Below are 20,678 nucleotides of genomic sequence, written 5' to 3'. Positions count from 1 at the left end.
TGCCTGTCAGCGTGTCCGCTCCCGGTGACTGGTGTCGCACCACGGATAGCGACGACTGCGCCGGCAGGTGCACAGGGCCACCCGGAAGCGGTCGGAGGCGACCGTGGTGCCGTCCTCCAGCTCCACTTCCACCGGGCCCTCCACGAGCAGGGGACCGCGGTGCTGGACCCGGATGCGGCACGGCCGCTCGGAGTCAGAGGGGGAGTTCGGCACGGACGACCACCAGCTCTTCCTTCTCGTCGGCGGCGGACAGCAGACCGCGCTGACGCAGCCATTCCCTCCGCGTGCGCAGCACCGGTCCGAAATCGATGCGGTGCCGGCGGGTCACGGCGGCTTTGAGGCCGGCCGCGCGCAGATGTTCCACCGTCCGCCCCGAGTCGCTCAGTTCGGAGTGCACCATCAGCAGCACCCCTCCGGGGCGCAGCAGTGCGGGTGCCTCCCGGCAGACGCGGTCCAGTACGAACCGCCCGTCATGGCCCGCGTCCCAGGCCCGGGCCCTGCCGCGCGGCGGGCGGGTGCCGGTCGGCGCCGGTACGTACGGCGGATTGGTCAGGATGAGGTCGAACGACTGGTCCCGCACGGGAGTGAAGAGGTTTCCGCGCCGGACCCGGACCGGCAGACCGGTCAGCCAGGCGTTGGCGCGGACCGTGCACACCGCGCGCCACGACACGTCGACCGCGGTCACCCGGCTGCCCCGGCGAGCCGCCTGGAGAGCGAGGGCGCCCGTCCCGGTGCCCACGTCCAGGACGTCCGCGCCGGGCGGCAGCGGCTCCTCGGACAGGGCTCCGGCCAGCAGCTCGGTGTCCTCCTGCGGGCTGTAGACACCGGGGAGGACCAGAGGGGGAATCAGTGATCTCACGTCGCTCAAGTACCCCGACATTCAGGAAATATGGTGGATTTCGGAAGCCAGCGGCCTGAGCAGGGACGAGCGTCCGTCCGCCCAGTCGCGCAGCAGGCGGTCGGCGAGCCGGTCCTCGACGTATCCGGTGACATCGATACCGAAGGCGACGTCGGCGGCCAGCTGCGGCTCCTCGGCCAGCAGACCGCCGATCACCTCATGGCGTACGACCTGTTCGTGGACGGCGTCGGCCTCGACGTGCTCGTCGTAGAAGTGCTCGGCGGCCGGTCCCGCGCCGGTGCGGCGCATCGCCTCGGCCAGTCGCCGGGAACCGGGGGAGGAGGTGATCTCGACCGCCGCGAAGTGGCCCACGAGGGCTCCGCGCAGGCTGCGGTGCAGGCCCAGCAGGGACATGAGGTTCACCGTCGCGAGCATTTCTGCGCAGGCCGCGTCCAGGTAGTGCCCGTACGTCGTGTCCAGGCGCAGGTCCGTCATCAGGTCGGCGAAGAGGAGGGCGTGGACACGGTCGGGGCGGCCGCCGCCGAACTCGTCGTACTCGATCGCCGCCATGCCCGCCTTGGCCCGGCCCCACAGCCGGGGGAGCACCCACGCGTGCGGGTCGGCCTCCTTGAGGTGGTAGAGCGAACGCTGGGCCGCGTACTCACGCACCTGCCACAGTTCGCCCTCCTTGCTCAGGAAGTGGCTGACTCCCGTGCCGTCGACCGGCTCCACCAGGAGCTCGGCGAGCGCGTCCTCGACGCTGTCATGGACCGGGGTGTCCCTGCGCAGGGCGGACAGAAAGCGGCTCTCCAGGTCCGCCCTGGTGCGCAGCAGGTCCGGGTCCCACTCGTGGTCGCCGGAGATGCCCGCGAAGCCGCGGTAGTGCAGTTCGTAACAGATGTAGAGGGCCAGCTGGAAGTCGTCGCCGTACACGTCCGCCGTCGCGACGGTCTCGTGACGCGGCAGCGGGCCGGCGCCGAGCAGATACTCCTGGACTGCGGCGGAGACCGGGCCCCGGGCCGGCGGCAGCTGTGGTTCTCGAGGGTCCTGAGGCATGGCCCCCGGGTACCCGGGCGGCGGAGGATCACCCTCACCCGCCCGGGCCGTCCAGGGTCACTCTCCTGCGGATTCGTCCTGGGCGCGTTCGTTCGGGGTGATCGCTTCTCCGGCCTCGCCCCGCTGCGCCCGCTGCTCGTCGGAGTCCCGGACGCGCTTCTCGGTGTCCTCGAACTCGTGCAGGACCTCGTCCAGGGCGGTGTCGGGCTTCTGCTTCTTCTCCGGCACGGCTGTCTCCTCGCTTTCTTTCCTCGTTCAGGTGCTGGCGGTCGCGATACGCAGGGGCACCGGCTCGGCGGGAACGGTGTTCTCCTCGTTGCGGCGGGCGATCTCCGCCCACCAGGAGGCGCCGTCCTCGATGTGCCGCAGCAGGACCCCCTCGCGGATCGCCCAGGGGCAGATGGTGACGGTCCTGATCCCGGTGAGTTTCATCGCCGTGTGGCCCACCACGGCACCGGCCAGGCTCTGCGCGGCGCGCGGGGCGGAGATGCCGGGCAGTTCGGCCCGCCGGGCGGCCGGGAGGGCGGCCAGGCGCTCGACGGCCTCCCCCAGGTCGGCGCGGTGCATCCGGCGTTCCACGAACGGTCCGCGCCGCCCGGGCGGGGTGCCGCACAGCCGTCCCAGCTGCTCGAAGGTGCGTGAGGTGGCCACGGCGGTGCGCGGTCCCTCCCAGCGGATCCGTGAGGCCACGTCCCGCAGCTGGTGGCGTACCTTGCGGCGCAGCGCCCGCACCGCCTCCGGGGGCGGCGGGTCCTGCCCCTCGAAGAACTCGTGCGTCAGCCGGCCCGCGCCCAGCGGCAGCGAGGCCACGTAGTCCGGCAGCCGGCCGCGTCCGAAGGCCACTTCGAGCGACCCGCCGCCGATGTCGAACAGCGCGAGCGGCCCCGAGCGCCAGCCCATCCAGCGCCGCGCCCCGAGAAACGTGAGCTCCGCCTCCACCTCGCCCGGCAGGGTGTACAGCCCGATGCCGGTCCGGGTGCGGACGGTGCGCAGCACCTCCTGACGGTTGGGCGCGGAGCGCACGACCGCGGTCGCGAAGGCCAGCGGTCCGGCCGCACCCCACTTGGCGGCGGTCCGGCCGGCCTCTTCCACCGCCTCCACCAACCGTTCCACGGCCTCCTCGGGAACCGGTCCGCCCGGCCGCACATGATCGGCCAGTCTCAGCCGCCACTTCGCCGTGTGGACCGGCAACGGCACCCCGTCCTCGGCGTCCGCGACCACCAGCCGGACCGTGTTCGAACCCACATCCACCACGCTTATCCGCATGGCCCTGTGGGTACCCACCGAGAGCCACTTCCAACGCCGGTCGTCCCTGTCGACCGTCGCTCTCAGCCACCGGCAGGGCACCGCCCGTCGACAGGGAAGGGCCGCCGTCTCCCTGCTGACGGCGGCCCTTCGAAACCGGCGGCTCCCGCTGCGGCGGCTACATGTGTACGACGGGTGCGGCGTCCGCGTCCTGCTCCGGCACACCGCGCCGGAAGAGCAGGAAGGTGATCAGCGCGCCGACGGCGAACAGGCCCGCCGACCACCAGAAGGCGGTGGTGTAGCTCTCGATCGTCGCCCGGGCCCGGACCAGCTTGTTCGTCGGGTCCTTGCCGGCCAGGTAGTCGGTGGCGGCGCTCGCGGCCAGCGTGTTCAGCAGGGCGGTGCCGATCGAACCGCCCACCTGCTGCATGGCGTTGACGGTGGCGGAGGCGACTCCCGCGTCCTCGGCGGCGACCCCGCCGGTGGCCAGCTGCATGGCCGGCGGCATGACCAGACCGAGGCCGAAGCCGGTCACGATCAGCTGCGGCAGTACCGCGGTCAGGTAGCTGGAACCGACGCCGATCCCGGTCAGCCAGGCCATGCCGACCGCGGCGACGGCGAAGCCCACCGGGATGACCACCTTCGGCCCGATCCGGGGGACCAGCATCGTGGTGCTGACCTGGGCCGCGACCATCAGCGCGGCGACCATGGGCAGGAACGCCGCACCGGTCTTGGTCGGGCTGAAGCCCAGGTTCAGCTGAAGGTAGTAGGTGAGGAAGAGGAAGACGCCGAACATGCCGCCGCCGGAGATCAGCACGGCCAGGAAGGAGGCGGCGCGGTTGCGGTCCAGCAGGATGCGCAGCGGCAGCAGCGGGTGCGCGGCGCGGGTCTGCCACCAGGCGAAGGCGGTCAGCAGCAGACCGCCCGCGACCAGGAAGCCCCAGGTCTCGGGGGAGCCCCAGTCGTGTGTCTCGGCGTTGGAGAAGCCGTAGACCAGGGAGAAGAGGCCGGCGGCGACCAGCAGCGTGCCGGGCACGTCGAGCTTGGAGTTCGCGGCGTCACGGTGGTTGTGCAGCAGCAGCCAGCCGCCCGCGAAGGCGACGACGGCGATGACGACGTTGACGTACAGCGTCCAGCGCCAGTCGAGCGCGTCGGTGAGGACGCCGCCGAGCAGCAGGCCCACCGCGCCACCGGCGCCGGCGATGGCGCCGTACACGCTGAACGCCCTGGCCCGCTCGCGGGCGTCGGTGAACGTGGTGTTGAGCAGGGAGAGCGCGGCCGGTGCGAGGAGCGCGCCGAAGGCGCCCTGCAGGGCACGGGCGGTGACCAGCATCTCGAAGTTGGTGGCGGCACCGCCGAGCGCGGAGACCGCCGCGAAGCCGACGACACCGATGAGGAAGGCCGTCTTGCGGCCGAAGAGGTCGGCTATCCGCCCGCCGAGCAGGAGCAGGGAGGCGAACGCCAGGGCGTAGGCCGTGACGATCCACTGCCGGTTGCCGTCGGAGAACCCGAGGTCGGCCTGGGCCGAGGGGAGGGCGATGTTCACGATGGTGGCGTCGAGGACCACCATCAGCTGGGCGAGCGCGACGACGGCGAGGATCCACCACCGCTTGGCCGAAGCGTCGGTCGGCGCCTCGACGGCGCCCACCTGCCCGCTGTCGGTCACAGTCTTCTGGGACATGGGAGCAACTCCAGGGAAAGTCGGCCGGGCTCTTCCGGTTCATAAACGAAACCGTTTCGTACACGAGGAGGCTAGACCATGCCGAGCGAAACGGCAACGTTTCGCTGAGGGGGTGGCGGCGGCCCGAACGCCGCTACGCCATCTGCCGCCGCACCAGTTCGTGCAGCCGCCCGCCGGTGTCCGCGAGGAGCTGTGCCGGCGGGCCCTGCTGGGCGACCCTGCCGTTCTCCATCACGATCACGCGGTCGGCGTCCAGCACCGTGGACAGACGGTGGGCGATGACGATCCGGGTGGCGTTGAGGGCCTTGGTGGACTCGATGACCGTGCGCTGGGTGTCGTTGTCCAGGGCGCTGGTCGCCTCGTCGAAGAAGAGGATCCGCGGCCGCCGGATCAATGCCTGGGCGATCATGAGGCGTTGGCGCTGGCCGCCGGAGATGGCCCCGCTGCCCGAGACGATGGTGTGCAGGCCCATCGGCATCCGCTGGATGTCCTCCGCGAGCCCCGCCATCGCGGCCGCCGCCATCGCCTCCTCGGGCGTGCAGGGCTCGGTGCCGCAGATGACGTCCATGATGGAGCCGGTGAACGGCTGGGCGTGCTGGAGCACGACACCGCACTGCCGGCGCACCGCGGACTGGTCGAGGGCGGCCAGGTCCTGGCCGTCGTACAGGACGCTCCCGGAGACCGGACGGTCGAAGCCGATCAGCAGCCTGAGCAGGGTCGACTTGCCGCAGCCGCTCGGGCCGACGATCGCCACGAACTCGCCCGGCCGGATCTCGAAGGACACGTCGTCGAGGATCAGGGGACCGTCGTCGGAGTACCGGAAGGAGAGCTTGCGGGCCTCCATCGCCCCGGTCAGCGGGCCCGGCCGGGTGCTCGCCGTGCGCACCTCCGGCTGCGCCTGAAGGACCGGCTTGATCTCCTCGAACAGCGGCAGCGCGGACACCGCCGAGACGAAGGCGCCGGTGAGCTGGGTGACCGCGGTCAGCAGCATCGTCACCGAGGTGTTGAAGGTGAGGAACTCCGCCGCCGACATCGAGCCGCGCGCCGGACCCGCCAGCAGCATGAACATCAGCAGCGTGCACAGCGGGAGGTAGACCGAGCCCATCACCGCGGTGAGGTTCTTGATCCGGCCGACCTTCTGCTGGAGCTCGCGGCTGCGGGCGAACTCCGCGGCCCAGGCCGCGTACGCGTAGTTCTCCGCCGCCGCCACCCTGAGCTTGGGCAGACCGCGCAGGGTCTGGAAGGCCTGGTTGTTCAGCTTGTTGCTGAGCACGACCAGCCGCCGCTGCCAGCGCACCTGCCACAGCCCGAGGCCGAGGAAGCCGGCGGCGATGACGACGAGCATGCCGATCGCCGCCATCGCCATCGGGACGCTGTACCAGAACAGCAGGCCCAGGTTCATCGCGCCGACGGTCACCGACTGGGCGACGGCGGGGCCGAGGCCCGCCATCATCCGGCGGATCGAGCTGATACCCATGGCCTGACTGGCCAGTTCACCGGTCGAGCGCTCGGTGAAGAACTTCGTCGGCAGCCTCAACAGCCGGTCCCAGACGGCCGGTTGCAGGGTCGCCTCGATACGGCCCTCCAGACGGAGCATGGTGAGGTTCTGCAGCAGCATGAAGGCCGCCGTCACCACCCCGCTGACCATCACGGCCAGACACACCTGCACGATCAGCGCGGTCTGCGCCCTCGGCACGAACTCGCCGAGCACCTTGCCGGTCGCGATCGGGACCAGCGCGCCGATCGCCACCGTCACCAGACCGCTGAGCAGCAGGTTCGTCATATCACCGCCCGTGCCGCGCATGCTGAACCGCAGCAGGCCGAGCGGACTGAGCCCCCGGTCGGGCAGCGGGCGGTAGAACATCACCGCACGCGGTTCGAACTCCTCCGCGTTGTCCTTCTCGATCGGCGTCTCGCGGCCCGTCGCCGGATGCACGGCCACATAGCCGCCGCGCCGCCACAGCAGTGCGACCGGCGTGCCCGACAGGGCCCGTTGGCCCACCAGCGGGCCGACGTTGTCGCGCCACCAGCGACCGTCCAGGCGCACCGACCTGATGCGGACGCGGGAGGCGAGGGCGATCCGCTCGACCGGGTCGAGGCGGTCGCTCTCGGTGCCGCTGTGCGCGTTCTCGGCGAGCGGGATCCCGGCCGCGTCGGCGACCAGCTTGCAGGCCGCGTAACTCGCGTCGGCGTCGGCGGTCGTCGCGCGCTGCTTCGACTTGCCGATGGACGCCAGCAAGGTCCGGTCGGCCTGGGCGCGCACGGCCTCACCGGCCTTGATACCGGCGGCCGTCCTGGTCTCGTGGGTGCGCTCCAACTGCTCGATCCAGCGGTCCAGCGTGGTGAGCAGCCGGTACTGCTGGTCGACCATGGACTGCCAGACCGCCGGGTCCATCAACAGGTCGGCGGCCGCCTCCGCGCCGTAGAGCGAGCCGTACTGCACGCTGCCCGGCGGCACCTGCATCCAGAACACGTCGTCGTCGGTCGGGGCGGCGGCCCGCTCGTCGGCCATCGGTGCCTGGAAGAGGATGGACAGGCTCCGGCCCACGCCCAGCGCGAGGGCGTACTCCAGCGGGCTCGTCGTCGGCGGCACGTACTGGGGGTTGCCGTACGCGTCGTACGACCACGTCTGGGTGTGCGCCGGTTCGTACAGCTCGCGCAGGCCGATGCGGTGCACCACGCAGTCCCTGAGCGGCCTCGCCACCAGGGTGTGTTCGGGCCCCGACACCGGTCCGAGCAGCAGCGCGCCCGGCTCCAGGCGGCCCAGGTGGTGCCAGTGGCCCTGCTGCCCGGCGTCCACCGCGAACAGGTCCACGGCGCCCGACACGACCAGCCACAGCACCTGCGGCCCTTCGAGGTCGATCCGGCTGAAGCCGGCGCAGTCGACCCGCGTGCCCATCTGCCCGAGGGCCCCCAGGACCACATCGCCTTCGTGTGCGGTAGTCATCTCACCGTTCCCTGACCAGCGCTGCGTACGCACCGCCGCGCGCCACCAGTTCCTCGTGCCGCCCGCGTTCCACGATCGTGCCGTGCTGCAGTACGACGATCTCGTCGCTGTCGCGCACGGTGCTGAGCCGGTGCGCGATCACCACGCAGGCGCAGCCGCGCCTGCGCAGGTTGTCCATGACGACCTGCTCGGTCTCCGCGTCCAGCGCGCTGGTCACCTCGTCGAGGACCAGGATGCTGGGCCTGCGCACCAGCGCCCGCGCGATCTCCAGGCGTTGACGCTGGCCGCCGGAGAAGTTGCGGCCGTCCTGCTCGACCCTGCTGTGGATGCCGCCGGGCCGCCGCACGACCACGTCGTACAGGGCCGCGTCCCGCAGCGCCTCCACCACGGCGTCGTCCGGGATCGACGGGTCCCACAGCGCCACGTTGTCGCGGACCGAGCCCTCGAAGAGGAAGACGTCCTGGTCGACGAAGGACACCGAGGACGCGAGCGCGCCGCGCGGGATGTCGTCCAGGCGCTGTCCGTCGATGCGGATCACGCCCTCCCAGGGCGCGTACAGGCCCGAGATCAGCCGGGAGACGGTCGATTTGCCGCTGCCGGAGCCGCCCACCAGCGCCACCTGCTGACCGGGGCCCACGGTCAGGTCGAAACCGGTGAGCAGCGGCTTGTCGAGCGGGTTGTAGCCGAAGGTGATGTTCTGCAGCTCGACATGCCCGTGCAGCCTGCGGGTCGAGTCGCCGGCGCCGGGACGGCCGTAGAGCGGGTCGGCCTTGAAGTTCTCGACGTCCTTGAGGCGGGCCACGTCGGCCGCGAAGTCCTGGATGCGGCCGGCCACGCCGTTGAGGCGGGTGATCGGCGCGGTGAAGCGGGTGACCAGGGCCTGGAAGGCGACCAGCAGACCGACGGAGATGCCGCCCTCGATGGCCCGCATACCGCCGATCCACAGAATGAGGGCGCTGTTGAAGGTGGCCAGCATCGGCGCAACCACGCCCAGCCAGGCGCTCGGCACCCCGAGTCGCTGCTGCTCCTCAAGGGTGGTGGCGTGCTGTCCGGCCCACTTGCGGAAGTAGCCGTCCTCGCCGCCGGTCGCCTTCATCGTCTCGATCAACTGCAGGCCTGTGTAGGCGGTGTTGGTGAGCCGGGCGCTGTCGGCGCGCAGCTTCGCCGTACGGGTGGCCCGCAGCCGGATGACGACCCGCATGGCCACCACGTTCAGCAGGGCCACACCGATGCCGACGTAGGTGAGTTGGGGGTCGTAGGTGTAGAGGAGGATCGCGTACAGGACGACGACCACCGCGTCGACGCCCGCCGCCGCGAGGTCGCGGGCCAGGGTCTCGGCCACCTGGTCGTTGGACTGGAGGCGCTGCACCAGGTCGGCCGGGCTGCGCTGGGAGAAGAACGTCACCGGCAGGCGCAGCAGATGGCGCAGGAAGCGGGCGCTGGAGAGGGTCGAGGAGATGATGCGGCCGTGCAGCAGGTTCGCCTGCTGGAGCCAGGTCAGGGCGAGGGTGAGGGCCACACAGGCCCCCATCGACGTGAACAGCACGCCGAGCAGCGAGGTCTGACCGCCGATCAGGAACATGTCGATGTACGTGCGGCTCAGCGCGGGGGTGGCCGCGCCGACCAGCACCAGCAGCAGGCTCGCAAGGACCGCCGTCGGCATGGTGCCCGCGGTGCCGCGCAACCGGGCCGGCATCGCTCCGAGGACTCCCGGCTTGCGGCCGCCCCGGGTGAAGCCCTCGCCGGGCTCCATCACCAGCACGACGCCGGTGAAGCTGCCGTCGAAGTCCTCCATGGGGACGAAACGGCGGCCCTTGCCGGGGTCGTTGATGTAGACACCGCGGCGGCCGAAGCGGCGGCCCATGCCGTCGTAGACGACGTAGTGGTTGAACTCCCAGAACAGCACCGCCGGGCTCTTCACCTCGGCGAGCGCGGCCGTGTCCATCTGCATGCCCTTGGCCGTCAGACCGTAACTGCGGGCCGCCTTCAGGAGGTTGCTGGCGCGTGAGCCGTCCCGGGAGACACCGCAGGCGATGCGCAGCTCCTCCAGCGGGACGTGCTTGCCGTAGTGGCCGAGCACCATCGCGAGGGAGGCCGCGCCGCACTCCACCGCCTCCATCTGCAGCACGGTGGGCGTACGGACCGTCTTCGCCCTCCCCATGGGGACCGGGCGCTTGGGCGGGGCGGAGCGGCGTCTGCTCCGGGTGTCCTGTGCGGTGCTCACGGCAGCAGCCAATCGACGGGACGCTGATCGGCCAGCCGGATCGAACCCGAGGCCACGGTCATGGAGGTGAGGGCGAACGGCGGGCCCTCCGCGGACGACCACTCATAACCGCTCTTGGTCTTCTTCGACTTGTCCAGCTTCACCAGGACGGCGACCGGCCGGCCGTCCTTGGTGAACTGCTCGCCGAGCTGACTGTCCCCGAGGAAGGCGGCGATCTGCTGGGCCGACTGGGCCGAACGGTCCACCGACTTCACATGGCCGCGCAGCACGCCGTACTCCTGGGTGGGCACCGAGGAGACGGTCAGGTCCACGGCGGCGTTCGCGGGAATGGAGGCCGCGTTCTCGGCGGGCACGTACACCGTGGCGTACATCGGGTCGGAGGAGTGGGCGACCTTCTCCACGGCGGCGACGTTCGCACCGGTCGAGATGATCTGCCCGATGGTGGCCGCCAGCGCGGTGAGCCGGCCCGCGGCGACCGTGCGGACGACGGTGTCGCCCTCGGACGTACGGACCTTCAGGACCGGGGAGTTGGCGGGCAGCTGGGTGCCCTCCTTGGCGATCACCTGCGTGACCTGGCCCGCGACCGGGCTCTGCAGGATGTAACTGCCCTGCCCGTGCGTGAGGATGGCGGGCGCGCTCACCGTGGAGGCCACCGAGCCGGTCACCGCCCACACGGACGCGGCGGCCATCACGACCACCGTCACCGACATCACGAGCCAGCCCTGAGGCCGGGCGAAGCGCACCGGAAGGTCGAGCTCCTCCGGTGACTGGAGCTTGGCGAGGGCCTGTTGGCGGAACTGCACGGGTCTTCCCTCACCTGCGAAAGCTGCGAACGCTGTGAATGCGGCGAATTCTGCGAAAGCTGCGAATTCTACCCACGACAAAGGACCGACTCGCGCGAGCCGGCCGCATTACGGCACCCAAGAGTCCCGGAACCGCCGGTGTGCGGCTCCGGGACGGGTCGACCACATGACAGTGATCAGATCACGAAGAATGTGATCAGAGACCGGCGACCAGGCCGGTGACCGGGGCGGTGTTCAGGCCGGTCACACCCTCGACCGTGCCGACGACCGTGTTGACCAGGCCGGAAACCGGGGCAACGCCGTCCACCAGGCCGGTGACGGTGCCGAGGGCGTTCAGCTGCAGGCCGCCGGAGACGTTGTCGAGGTCGGCGTCCGAGATCTCGACGGTCTCAACCTGGGGGGTGGAGTTCATGATGGAACTTCCCTTCGTATGGGTATTTCACAAGGGGGGAGCGGCCCCCTCTGGGGACAGATGACGGCCGCAATCGCACGGCGCCGGATCCCGTTTCCGGGAAACCCAACGGCCCTGCGGTGCGATGGATCAAAGCACGCTGCGGCTCCGCCCTTCCAATTAACCACCCGCCTCACCAGGTAACTTGAGTCACAGAGGCCCCTATCCGTGTGCGCCTGCGCACGCCTTGGTGGCGACTTCTTCACATGTGATGTCGCGGCGGTGTGAACGGGCCCTTGCCGTCGCCACGGCGAATGCGACACACCTCGCCAATGACGTGGGCGGCGGTCCGTACTTGTGCAGAACTCCCGGTCCCGGTGACCTGGTTGCGCATTCGATGTGCAGATTCGCTGAAGAGGGGATTCGGAACGGAATCCACAACGGACCGTTGCCGTCCGCTTGCTGAGCGTGTCGGACCGGCTTGGTGAGCGTGTCGGACCGCCGTGATGACGACCGACTTGATCAGGACATCCGCACGCGGCGTCGGCGGCGGTCATCAGAGCATGGCCCGACACCGCCCTGCCCGCCCGCGCCAACCCCTGTGACCAGTGTTCCCGCCCGCCGCTCACCCGGCACGGCCCGTGGCCGAATCGGCATCGCAATCGGGGTGCAAAGAAACGGCATTGAACGCCCCGCGCACACCATGCGTACCCATGGCCATCCAGGCGCCCCGAACAACCGACTGCCGTACGGCGGTTACAGACTCCGGTCCCCCAGGAGGTCGAGAAGTTTGAGTCACAAGCGAATTCCGAAGCGCAAGGCCGCATTCGCGGCAGGCACCGTAGTGGCGCTCGGAGCCGCCGCGATCCTGCTGCCCAACGCCAACGCGTCCCAGGACGGCTCGTCGAACGACGCGGCGGCCATCGCGCCGAAGACTCTGAAGGCGACGGACGCCTCGGACCTCGCCTCGCAGCTCGAGCAGGCGCTGGGCGACGCCTTCGCCGGGTCCTACTACGACGCCGACAGCAAGCAGCTCGTCGTGAACGTCATATCCGGCGACAGCAACGTCGTCGTGCAGGCGAAGAAGGCCGGCGCGAAGGTCCGCGAGGTCGAGAACAGCCTCCCCGAACTGGCGGCCGGCGCCAAGACGCTGAAGCAGCAGGCGACCATCCCGGGCACCGCCTGGGCCGTCGACCCGCGCACCAACAAGATCGTCGTGACCGCCGACAGCACCGTCACCGGCGACAAGTGGAACACCCTCGAGTCGACCGTGAAGAGCCTCGGCTCCGACATGGCGACCGTGAAGAAGTCGGCCGGCACCTTCAAGACCTTCGTGTCCGGCGGTGACGCCATCTTCGGCGGCGGCGCCCGCTGCTCGCTCGGCTTCAACGTCACCGCGGGCGACGGCAGCCCCGCCTTCCTGACCGCCGGTCACTGCGGGGTCGCGGCCGAGCAGTGGTCGGACACCCAGGACGGCCAGCCCATCGCCACCGTGGACCAGGCCACCTTCCCCGGTGACGGCGACTTCGCCCTGGTCAAGTACGACGACCCGGCGACCGTGGCGCCCAGCGAGGTCAACGTCGGCGGCGGCCAGACCGTCGCGATCAGCCAGGCCGCGGACGCCGAGGTCGGCCTCCAGGTCTTCCGGATGGGCAGCACCACGGGCCTCGCCGACGGCCAGGTCCTCGGACTCGACGCCACGGTGAACTACCCCGAGGGCACCGTCACCGGGCTCATCCAGACGAACGTCTGCGCCGAGCCCGGCGACAGCGGCGGCTCGCTGTTCACCCAGGACGGCTCGGCCATCGGCCTGACCTCCGGCGGCAGCGGCGACTGCACGGTCGGCGGCGAGACCTTCTTCCAGCCGGTCACCACCGCCCTCCAGGCGGTCGGCGCCACGCTCGGCGCGGGTGACGCGGCCGGCGGCGCGGGCGACCAGGCGGGCGGCGAGGAGGCCGGTGCCGGTGCCGGTGACGAGGCGGGCGCCGGTGGCGACGCCGGGGCCGGTGTGGGCGGCGACGCCAGTGCGAGCCCCGGTGACGAGGCCGGCGCGGGCCAGGAGGTCGGCGGTGAGGAGGTCGGCGGCGAGCAGGCCGGCGGTGACGTGATCGGCGGCGAAGAAGCCGGCAACGGCCAGCAGACCGGTAACGGTCAGGAGACCGGCAACGGCACCGGCGATGCGGCGGGCGATGCCGCGGGCCAGTCGCACAACTGACCCCGTCCGTCCCGCACCACACCTTGAACCGGCCGCGTCGGCAGCGGTCCCCCCACACCCGCCGCTGCCGACGCAGGCCTTAAGACCACCTCCCGGCCACACCGCGGTTCCGGCCCGGGCAGGTGCAACGGTCCGGCCCTCCGGCGGGAGGGCCGGACCGGCGCGTTGTGCCCCGCCGGCCGCCGGCCGTCAGCCGTCGGCCCGCAGCAACAGCAGCGCCACGTCGTCGATCCGCTCCCGCGCCGCCGCGCCGCGCCGCACGAGTTCGTCGGCCAGCTCGTCGAGCGGACGGTCACCGGCCTCGGCGAGCTGCCGCCCCAGATCGGCGAGCGCGTCCTCGATGTCGACGCCGGGGGACTCGATCAGGCCGTCGGTGTACAGGGCGAGGACGCAACCGGGCGTCAGATCCACCTCCGTCGTCGGGTACACGGCCGAGCTGTCGATCCCCAGCAGCGGACCCCCGGCCAGATCCAGCACCCGCACCCGGCCGTCCGGCCTGCGCAGCAGCGGCGGCGGATGCCCGGCCCGGGCCATGACCGCCCGCCCCCGCTGCGGATCGAGCCGCAGATACAGGCAGCTGGCGAACAGCTCGGCGCCGAGGTCGATCAGCAGCCGGTTGGTCGAGCGCATGACCTCCTCCGGCGGCTGGCCGACGGTCGTGTACGCCCGTACCGCCGTCCGGATCTGCCCCATCAGCCCGGCCGCCGTCACGTTGTGGCCCTGCACGTCCCCGATCACGGCGGCCGCCAGCCCGTCCACCGGCACCAGGTCGTAGAAGTCGCCGCCGATGTCCATGCCCTGCGTGGCCGGCAGATAGCGGGCCGCCGCCTCGATGCCGGGCAGCGACGGCAGGGTGTGCGGCAGCAGGGCCGCCTGCAGACCGTGCGCCACCCGGTACTTGGCGTCGTACAGGACGGCCCGTTCCAGGGCCTGCGCGATCAGCCCGCCCAGGCTCGTCAGTACGGCCCGCTCGTCCGTGGGGAAGGGATGCCGCTCGGCGTAGGCCAGCACACACGTGCCCACCGGGCGCCCGGAGGCGATCAGCGGCAGATACGCCCAGGCCGCGAACCCGTCCGGGGTGGCGTTGCGCGTCGGATACAGGCGCTCCAACTGCTCCCGGGACTCGAAGAACGCGGGCACCCCGGTCCTCAGGGCATGGGTGCCCGGCGTCGGTTCGGCCAGCGGCAGTCCGTCGAACCGCTCCACCACCCGCGCGTCCGGATAGCCGCGATGCCCGAGCACGTGCAGCCGTCCCGCCCGTGAACCGAGCACGACCAGAGCGCGGCTCCCCACCGCCGGGGCGATCTCGTCCGCCACCAGCTGCACCACGTCCTGCACGCCCACCGCCTCGGTCAGGGCCCCGGCCAGACTCAGCACCTGCGAGATGGTGACCAGCCGGGACGGCGCGTCCCCGGGCTGCGGCCCGGCCCGGTTCATCTCCGCCACCGCCCGGGCCCGGCTGATCCGGACGCTCAGCCCGGTCGTGCTCGGGTACAGCCGGAACGACAGCCAGTCCCCGGGCGGCCGCAGCGCCACGAACGACGTGCTGTGCTGGCTGAGCAGCGCGGCCCGGTAACGGTCCTCGTAGACCGGGTCGTTGAGCCAGGGCACCGCCGCCCACAGCTGCGAGCCCAGCAACCGGGAGACCGGGACGCCGATCAGCTCGGCCGCCGCGGCGTTGGCGAAGGAGATCCGCCCGTGCAGATCGAGCGAGCACAGTCCGTACGGCAGCCTCGCCACCATCCGCGCCGCCTCCACCGTGCCCAGCGTCCCGGCCGGGCTTCCGACCTGGGCCGCGCCCAGCAGATCCGGTTCGGCGTGCGGCGCCACGCTGTCCTCGATCGCCCGCTCCAGCCGCATCGCGAGCCGCCCGCAGGCCGCGGTCAGATGGTCCCGCTCCCGGTCCGACAGCTCCGGCGGGTGCGAACCGGGCCAGGTCACGAAGACCGCTCCGTACACCTTGGACGGGGTCGCCACCGGCACCGCGGCCAGCGCGAAGGGATACGGCAGCACCACGGCGATCCGCGGATAGCGGCGCGCCATCTCGTGCTCGCCGCCCACCCACACCAGCCGTCGCTCCCGCACCGCCTCGGCCACCGGGATCGGCGCGCTCAGGCCCACCCGTTCCCAGGGCGCGGCGAACGCCCGCGGCAGGCCCGCCATCACCGCCATCTCCAGTACGGGTTCGTCGGGGGCCAGGAGATACACCGCGCCGGAGTGGGCGTGCACCTCGTCCATCATCGACGCCAGCGCGAGGGAGAGCAGCGGCCGTCCGACCCGGGTCCGGGCGCCCGCCGGCGCCGGGGACATATGCCCGTCGGACACGCCGACCACCTCCTCGCAGGGGGCGCGTCCCACAAGGAGCGCGGGCCGCTGTCGCGTGCCGGGTCCCCAGGCATCAAATCTCCACCCTCGGGGCGCGTCCCGCACGGCGAGCGTTTCCGGGTGCGGGCACACGGGTGCCCGTGCGACGGCGAGGACGGCCGCGTACCCCTTCGGTCCGGGACCATGCCCCCGCAGTCGAAGCGCGCCACGGCACGCGGGCGCCGCTCGTGCGCCCCCGCGCACCCTGATGGCCAATTCTCCGCGCCCCAGGGCGGTCCGGGACCCGAACAATGGGGCACGCGTTTCATGCCACGGAACCGAGCAGGGTGAGTCGAGGGGGACGAGCAGTGATCCGGGTGCTTCTGGTGCACGACGCGTGTCTGGTGAGATCGGCCCTGGCGGAGTGGCTCCGCCGGGAACCCGACCTCGGGGTGTTCGACACCCCGTGGCACAGCGCGCCCGGCCGTTTGCGCTCCGTACGTCCCGACGTCTGCGCGGCCGACCTCGACTGCTCGGACGCGTACGGCATTCCGCCGCTGGGGGAGTTATCCGTGCGCGAGCCGGACCGATGTCCGCCGCGCCTTCTCGTGATGGCCAGCGCCAACCGGCCGGGGCTGCTGAAGCGGGCCGTCGAGGCGGGGGCGCTCGGGTACGTCGACAAGGAGGGGGCGGCGCCCGAGCGGCTCGTGCACGGGATCCGCCGGGTCGCCGAGGGGAAACGTTTCGTCGATGACTCGCTGGGCTTCGGCTTCCTCCAGGCCGCGGAGATGCCGCTGACCAGACGGGAGCTGAGCGTGTTATCCCTCGCGGCCGAGGGCGCCTCCATCGCGGAGATCGCGGGGAACCTGTGCCTGTCCCACGGCACCGTGCGCAACTACATGGCCGCGATCACCCGCAAGACCGGAGCCCGCAACCGCATCGACGCGATCCGGATCTCCCAGGGGCAGGGCTGGCTCTGACCGTTCGGGGGGAACGGCCGTCCAGCCGCCGACGAGTTCGCGGTACGCGGGTGAGTCGCGCACCAACTCGTCGTGGGTGCCGTACGCCGTGCGCGGGCCGTCCATCAGCAGCACGTGGCCGGCGCGGCGGGCCGAGCTGATCCGGTGGGCCACGACCACCAGCGTGGTGCCGGGCCGGTTCGCGAAGGCCCGCTCGGCGCGCTCCTCGGCCCGGGGGTCCAGATGGCAGGTGGCCTCGTCGAGCAGGACGAGGGGGGCGGACGACAGATAGGCCCGGGTGAGCGCGACGAGTTGCCGCTCACCGGCGGACAGCGTGGCCGGGTCGACGGTCGCCCGGAGTCCGCCCAGGGCTTCGAGCAGCGGGGTGAGCCCGACCGCCCGGGCCGCAGCGAGCAGCTCCGGCTCGGGCACCGGGTCCGTCCTGAGGTGCCCGAGGTTCTCGGCGAGGGTGCCGCTGTGGACGTACGCCTCCTGCGGAATGAGCACGCGCAGGGCGGCCGCGCCGGCGGAGGGCACGGGGTGCCCGCACAGCCGGATGCGTCCGCCGGTGGGCTGGAGGAGCCCGGCGATCAGAGCGGTGAGCGTGGACTTCCCGATCCCGCTGGGACCTACGACAGCCAGGTGGGCGCCGGGCGGGAGGGCGAGGTCGAGGCGGTCGACGACAGGGGTGGCGGCGGGGCCGTAGGCGAAGGAGACGCCGGTGAGGGAGAGGGCGGGGGTGTGCGGGGAGGTGCGGTCTCTCGGGTGCGGTGCGGTGCTGTGCGAGGTGTCGGCGTCCGTGCGGCTGGTGTCGGGGTCGTGGTCCTCCGTGCGTGCCGGAGTGTGTGGAGTGTCGGCTTCGGTGCGGCTGCTACCGGGATTCCGGTCCGTCGTCCGAGCCCCGGTGTGCGGGGCGCGGCGGTGGCGCGGCTCGGCGTGCCGGTCGGCGGGCCGTGCGTCGGTGAGGCCGCCGCCGGTCTCGTCGTCGGGCGCGTCCAGCCCCGCGGGAGCGCCTGCGGCCACGGCGATGGTGTCGGCGGCGGGCTCGCGGACCAGTCGCCGCAGGACCACCACCAGCCGGGAGCCGCTCGTGCCCAGGCCGTGGACCAGGTTGCGCAGGGCGGGGAGCAGGGACTGGGTGACGTAGGCGAGGGCGCCGACGAGGGCGCCCGTGGTGACGCCGCGGGCCAGGAGCCAGGGAGCGCAGGCGAGGAGGAGGACGATCGGGAGCTGGCCGCCGACGGCGAGGGAGACCACGCGCAGGACGGACCAGTGGGCGAGGGAGTACGCGGCCCGCTGCTCGGTGTCGACAAGTCGTCCCGTGTCGGCGGCGACCCGGTCCTCCGCACCGGCCGCGGTGATGTCCCGCAGCCCCGGGCAGACCCTGCCGAGACCGTCGGCCAGCGCCTCGTCGGCGATCAGGAACTCCTCCTGGCGGCGGGCCAGCGGCCGCAGTGTGGCCGCGAACAGGCCCAGTCCGGCGGCGAGCGGCGGCCCCACGACCAGCAGGAGCAGCGGGTCGAGCGAGGCCAGTCCGACGGCCGCGCCGACAGCCGTGAACACGAAGGACCGCGACACCATCACCAGCCCGGCGAAGGTGTCCCGCGCGATCTCCACCTGCTGGGTCAGCCCGGACAGCGCCCCCGTGTCCGCCTCCCGCACCCCGCGCTCCACCACCCGCCCGACCAGGACGTCCCGGAGCGGCTCGACCAGCGCGGCGACAGCGGCGTACACCCGCACCGTCCCGTACGCGCCGAACAGCACCCCGACCGCGGCCACCCCGAGCCAGCCGAGCCCGACTCCGGGCCGCCCGGCCAGAAACCCCTCGTCCAGGGCCCGGGCGGGCGCGTACCCGGTGAGGAAGGTCTGCCCGGTCTCCAGCACGGACCACCCGCCGAGCCGGACGAGGACCCGCCACCGGGCGCGCAGGAACCGGAGACCGCGCGTGTAGATCCCGTCAGTCACGGTGTCCTGCCTCCGTCGGCCCGTCGGCCCGTCGGCCCGTCGCCCCGTCGCCCCGTCGCCCCGTCGCCCGGTCGGCCTCGGGCGCGGCGCCTGCCGAGCCGTGGCTCATGACGGCCCCCCGTCCCAGCTGTCCGCCCCCTCCGGCCCGCTCCCGAACACCGCCCGGTACTCCGGCGCCCGCCACAGCTCCTCGTGCGGCCCCACCGCCCGTACCCGACCCCCGTCCAGCCAGGCCACCGCGTCCGCGCGGGCGGCCGTGGCGGTGCGGTGGGCGACGAGCAGGCGGGTGCCGCCCGCCCCGCCGCTCACCAGGGCCTCGGCGATGCGGGCCTCCGTGACCGTGTCGAGGCTGGAGAGGGCGTCGTCGAGGATGAGCAGACGGCCGCCGTGCGCGAACGCCCGCGCCAGGCCCAGCCGTTGGGACTCCCCGCCGGAGCGCGGTGCGTCGGCCACGAGGGTGTCGTACCCGTCGGGAAGCCGGTGCACGAAGTCGTCCGCGTGGGCCGTGCGGGCGGCCTCCCGGACGCGGACGGGGGAGGGGGACGGGAGGGCGAGGCCGATCTCCTCCTCGACGGTGCCGCCGAGCAGGGCGGGGCGTTCGAAGGCGTAGCCGATGGCACGGCGCAGTTCGTCGTGGGTGAGCTCGCGCAGCGGCACCCCGTCGAGCAGGACCTCTCCGGCGTCCGGGTCGGCGAGCCGCCCGGCGAGCGCGGCGAGCAGTGACTTGCCCGCCCCCGACCGGCCCACCACGGCGAGCGTCGTCCCGCCCGGTACGACGAGGTCGACGCCGTCGAGCACGGCACGCGCGCCGCGCAGGGCGGTGACGCCCCGTAGTTCCAGCCGCCCCGGACCGGGCGGTAGCCGGCGTTCGCCGTGTCGGACGGGGGACTCCTCGAGGACCTCGTCCAGACGTCCCGCCGCCGCCCGGGCCCGGGCGAGGCCGGCGAGCCGGCCCACCAGGACGCCGACGCCGGCCGCGAGGACCGCGTACCGGGAGGCGGCGAGGACCTCGCCCACGGACACCCGGTGCCGGGCGAGCAGGACCCCGGCCACGGCCACGACACCGAGCTGGAGCAGCGGGGCCACGGCGACGGACTGACCGGAGGCCCGGCCCTGCACCCGCCACATGCGGTGACCGGCCTCGGACAGCTCGGGCAGCGGGCGCAGGATGCGGGCCGTCTCCCGGTCCTCCGTGCCCGCGGCCCGGATCGTGCGGTGGCCGCCGACGGCCTCCGAGAGGGCCTGCGCCATCCGCCCCTGCACCTCCTGGTAGCGCGTCACGCATTCCCGCGTGTCCCGGGCGAAGGCCCGCAGCAGCAGGGCGAGCACCGGCGCTCCGGCCAGGAACACGGCCGCGAGCCAGGGGGAGATGAGGCCGAGGGCCACGACGGCGCCGACCGGTCCGGCGAGCGCGGCGAGCAGGGCGGCGCGGGCGGTCGGTGCCGTGCCGGCCTGTGCGGCGTTGCCGACGAGGCGGGCGACGAGGTCTCCGGGCCCGAAGCGGGCGGTGGCGCGCGGGCCGACGGCCAGGACGTGCCGGATGAGACGGCGGCGCAGCCAGGCGGTGGTGCGGGCGTCGAGGGTGCCGCCGAGGACGGTCTCGGCCGCGTCGAGCAGGGCGACGAGGAGGACCAGTGCGGCGCAGTACAGGATCCAGGGGGTCGCCGGCGCGTGCGCCAGCAGCAGGTCCAGGGTGCGGCCGAGAGCCGCGGGCAGCAGCAGTCCGGCGCCGGTCGCGGCCGTGCTCACCAGGCACAGGACCAGACAGCGGACGGGGGCCGGACCCAGGAGGCCCTGCACGGCCGGCGTCGAGGTGCGAGTCGTCATACGGCGGCCTTCCCGAGGTGCGCAGGACCCCGGGCGGCCCCTCCCTCGCGGGAGTGGACCGCCCGGAGTCATGGGCGCACGATGTCTGTCAGAGACAGAGCGTGACGCTCGCGGCGCTGACGCAGGACAGCAGGCTCAGGGTGCTGTTGCCGCCGCCGGTGTGCTCGTCGGACTCCATCGTCTGCAGGTCGAGAAGTGCCATCTCGGTTTCCTTTCCTCGGTG

The 20,678-nt window shown here is 72.5% G+C and carries 15 protein-coding genes and 1 pseudogene; 2 read left to right on the top strand and 14 right to left on the bottom strand.

The window, feature by feature from the left end:
• Nucleotides 1–6: 6 nt before the first annotated feature.
• From ACGFWE_RS02645 to ACGFWE_RS02600, 10 genes are all read right to left on the bottom strand, one after another.
• Nucleotides 7–213: a CDGSH iron-sulfur domain-containing protein gene (locus tag ACGFWE_RS02645; protein ID WP_352384887.1), complete on the bottom strand. Its 207-nt coding sequence runs from the start codon at nucleotides 211–213 to the stop codon at nucleotides 7–9.
• Entirely contained in the window at nucleotides 194–880 is a 687-nt protein-coding gene (locus tag ACGFWE_RS02640; RefSeq protein ID WP_352384889.1) for a HemK2/MTQ2 family protein methyltransferase, read from the bottom strand. Before ACGFWE_RS02640 ends, ACGFWE_RS02645 begins: the two co-directional genes overlap by 20 nt.
• Nucleotides 881–1,894, bottom strand: a complete 1,014-nt coding sequence (locus tag ACGFWE_RS02635) for an iron-containing redox enzyme family protein (RefSeq protein WP_393597324.1) — start codon at nucleotides 1,892–1,894, stop codon at nucleotides 881–883. It abuts the gene before it with no gap.
• Nucleotides 1,895–1,951: 57 nt separating this feature from the next.
• Nucleotides 1,952–2,122 carry a hypothetical protein gene (locus ACGFWE_RS02630; RefSeq protein WP_352384892.1) on the bottom strand — a complete coding sequence of 57 codons (171 nt, stop codon included), beginning with the start codon at nucleotides 2,120–2,122 and terminating at the stop codon, nucleotides 1,952–1,954.
• Nucleotides 2,123–2,149: 27 nt separating this feature from the next.
• Nucleotides 2,150–3,160 carry a Ppx/GppA family phosphatase gene (locus ACGFWE_RS02625; RefSeq protein WP_352384894.1) on the bottom strand — a complete coding sequence of 337 codons (1,011 nt, stop codon included), beginning with the start codon at nucleotides 3,158–3,160 and terminating at the stop codon, nucleotides 2,150–2,152.
• A 157-nt stretch (nucleotides 3,161–3,317) separates the two neighbouring features.
• A complete protein-coding gene (locus ACGFWE_RS02620; RefSeq protein ID WP_393597321.1) occupies nucleotides 3,318–4,820 on the bottom strand; it encodes an MFS transporter in 1,503 nt (500 codons plus the stop codon).
• Between the two features lie 133 nt (nucleotides 4,821–4,953).
• Nucleotides 4,954–7,767 carry an NHLP bacteriocin export ABC transporter permease/ATPase subunit gene (locus tag ACGFWE_RS02615; RefSeq protein WP_393597319.1) on the bottom strand — a complete coding sequence of 938 codons (2,814 nt, stop codon included), beginning with the start codon at nucleotides 7,765–7,767 and terminating at the stop codon, nucleotides 4,954–4,956.
• Between the two features lies 1 nt (nucleotide 7,768).
• The gene (locus tag ACGFWE_RS02610) at nucleotides 7,769–9,991 is read right to left on the bottom strand and encodes an NHLP family bacteriocin export ABC transporter peptidase/permease/ATPase subunit (protein WP_352384899.1); all 2,223 of its coding nucleotides are present in this window, start codon (nucleotides 9,989–9,991) and stop codon (nucleotides 7,769–7,771) included.
• Nucleotides 9,988–10,794 carry an HlyD family efflux transporter periplasmic adaptor subunit gene (locus tag ACGFWE_RS02605; protein ID WP_352384901.1) on the bottom strand — a complete coding sequence of 269 codons (807 nt, stop codon included), beginning with the start codon at nucleotides 10,792–10,794 and terminating at the stop codon, nucleotides 9,988–9,990. The genes ACGFWE_RS02610 and ACGFWE_RS02605 overlap by 4 nt, the downstream gene beginning before the upstream one ends.
• Nucleotides 10,795–10,990: 196 nt before the next feature.
• On the bottom strand, nucleotides 10,991–11,206 hold the full coding sequence (locus ACGFWE_RS02600) for a hypothetical protein (protein ID WP_020117167.1): 216 nt from the start codon (nucleotides 11,204–11,206) through the stop codon (nucleotides 10,991–10,993).
• Between the two features lie 769 nt (nucleotides 11,207–11,975).
• Between ACGFWE_RS02600 and ACGFWE_RS02595 the strand changes: the two genes are divergently transcribed.
• A complete protein-coding gene (locus ACGFWE_RS02595) occupies nucleotides 11,976–13,400 on the top strand; it encodes a S1 family peptidase (RefSeq protein WP_352384903.1) in 1,425 nt (474 codons plus the stop codon).
• Nucleotides 13,401–13,589: 189 nt separating this feature from the next.
• Here ACGFWE_RS02595 and ACGFWE_RS02590 read toward each other — a convergent pair whose 3' ends face one another.
• A complete protein-coding gene (locus ACGFWE_RS02590) occupies nucleotides 13,590–15,734 on the bottom strand; it encodes a SpoIIE family protein phosphatase (RefSeq protein ID WP_393597316.1) in 2,145 nt (714 codons plus the stop codon).
• A 281-nt stretch (nucleotides 15,735–16,015) separates the two neighbouring features.
• On the opposite strand from ACGFWE_RS02590, the pseudogene ACGFWE_RS02585 reads away from it, so the two are divergent.
• Nucleotides 16,016–16,600, top strand: a pseudogene (locus tag ACGFWE_RS02585) (LuxR C-terminal-related transcriptional regulator); the annotation flags it as partial.
• Here the strand turns inward: ACGFWE_RS02585 and ACGFWE_RS02580 are convergent.
• From ACGFWE_RS02580 to ACGFWE_RS02570, 3 genes are all read right to left on the bottom strand, one after another.
• Entirely contained in the window at nucleotides 16,523–18,628 is a 2,106-nt protein-coding gene (locus tag ACGFWE_RS02580; protein ID WP_393597314.1) for an ATP-binding cassette domain-containing protein, read from the bottom strand. The pseudogene ACGFWE_RS02585 and the gene ACGFWE_RS02580 overlap by 78 nt on opposite strands.
• A 105-nt stretch (nucleotides 18,629–18,733) precedes the next feature.
• Nucleotides 18,734–20,455, bottom strand: a complete 1,722-nt coding sequence (locus ACGFWE_RS02575; protein WP_393597312.1) for an ABC transporter ATP-binding protein — start codon at nucleotides 20,453–20,455, stop codon at nucleotides 18,734–18,736.
• Nucleotides 20,456–20,543: 88 nt separating this feature from the next.
• Nucleotides 20,544–20,657, bottom strand: coding sequence for a SapB/AmfS family lanthipeptide (locus ACGFWE_RS02570; RefSeq protein WP_057612996.1), 114 nt, complete (start codon nucleotides 20,655–20,657; stop codon nucleotides 20,544–20,546).
• Nucleotides 20,658–20,678: the final 21 nt, after the last annotated feature.

This window comes from Streptomyces sp. NPDC048523 (assembly GCF_043199815.1).
Classification (GTDB): Bacteria; Actinomycetota; Actinomycetes; order Streptomycetales; family Streptomycetaceae; genus Streptomyces.
Note: the sequence above shows the minus strand (reverse complement) of the source record. Positions and strands in the feature narration are given on the sequence as shown.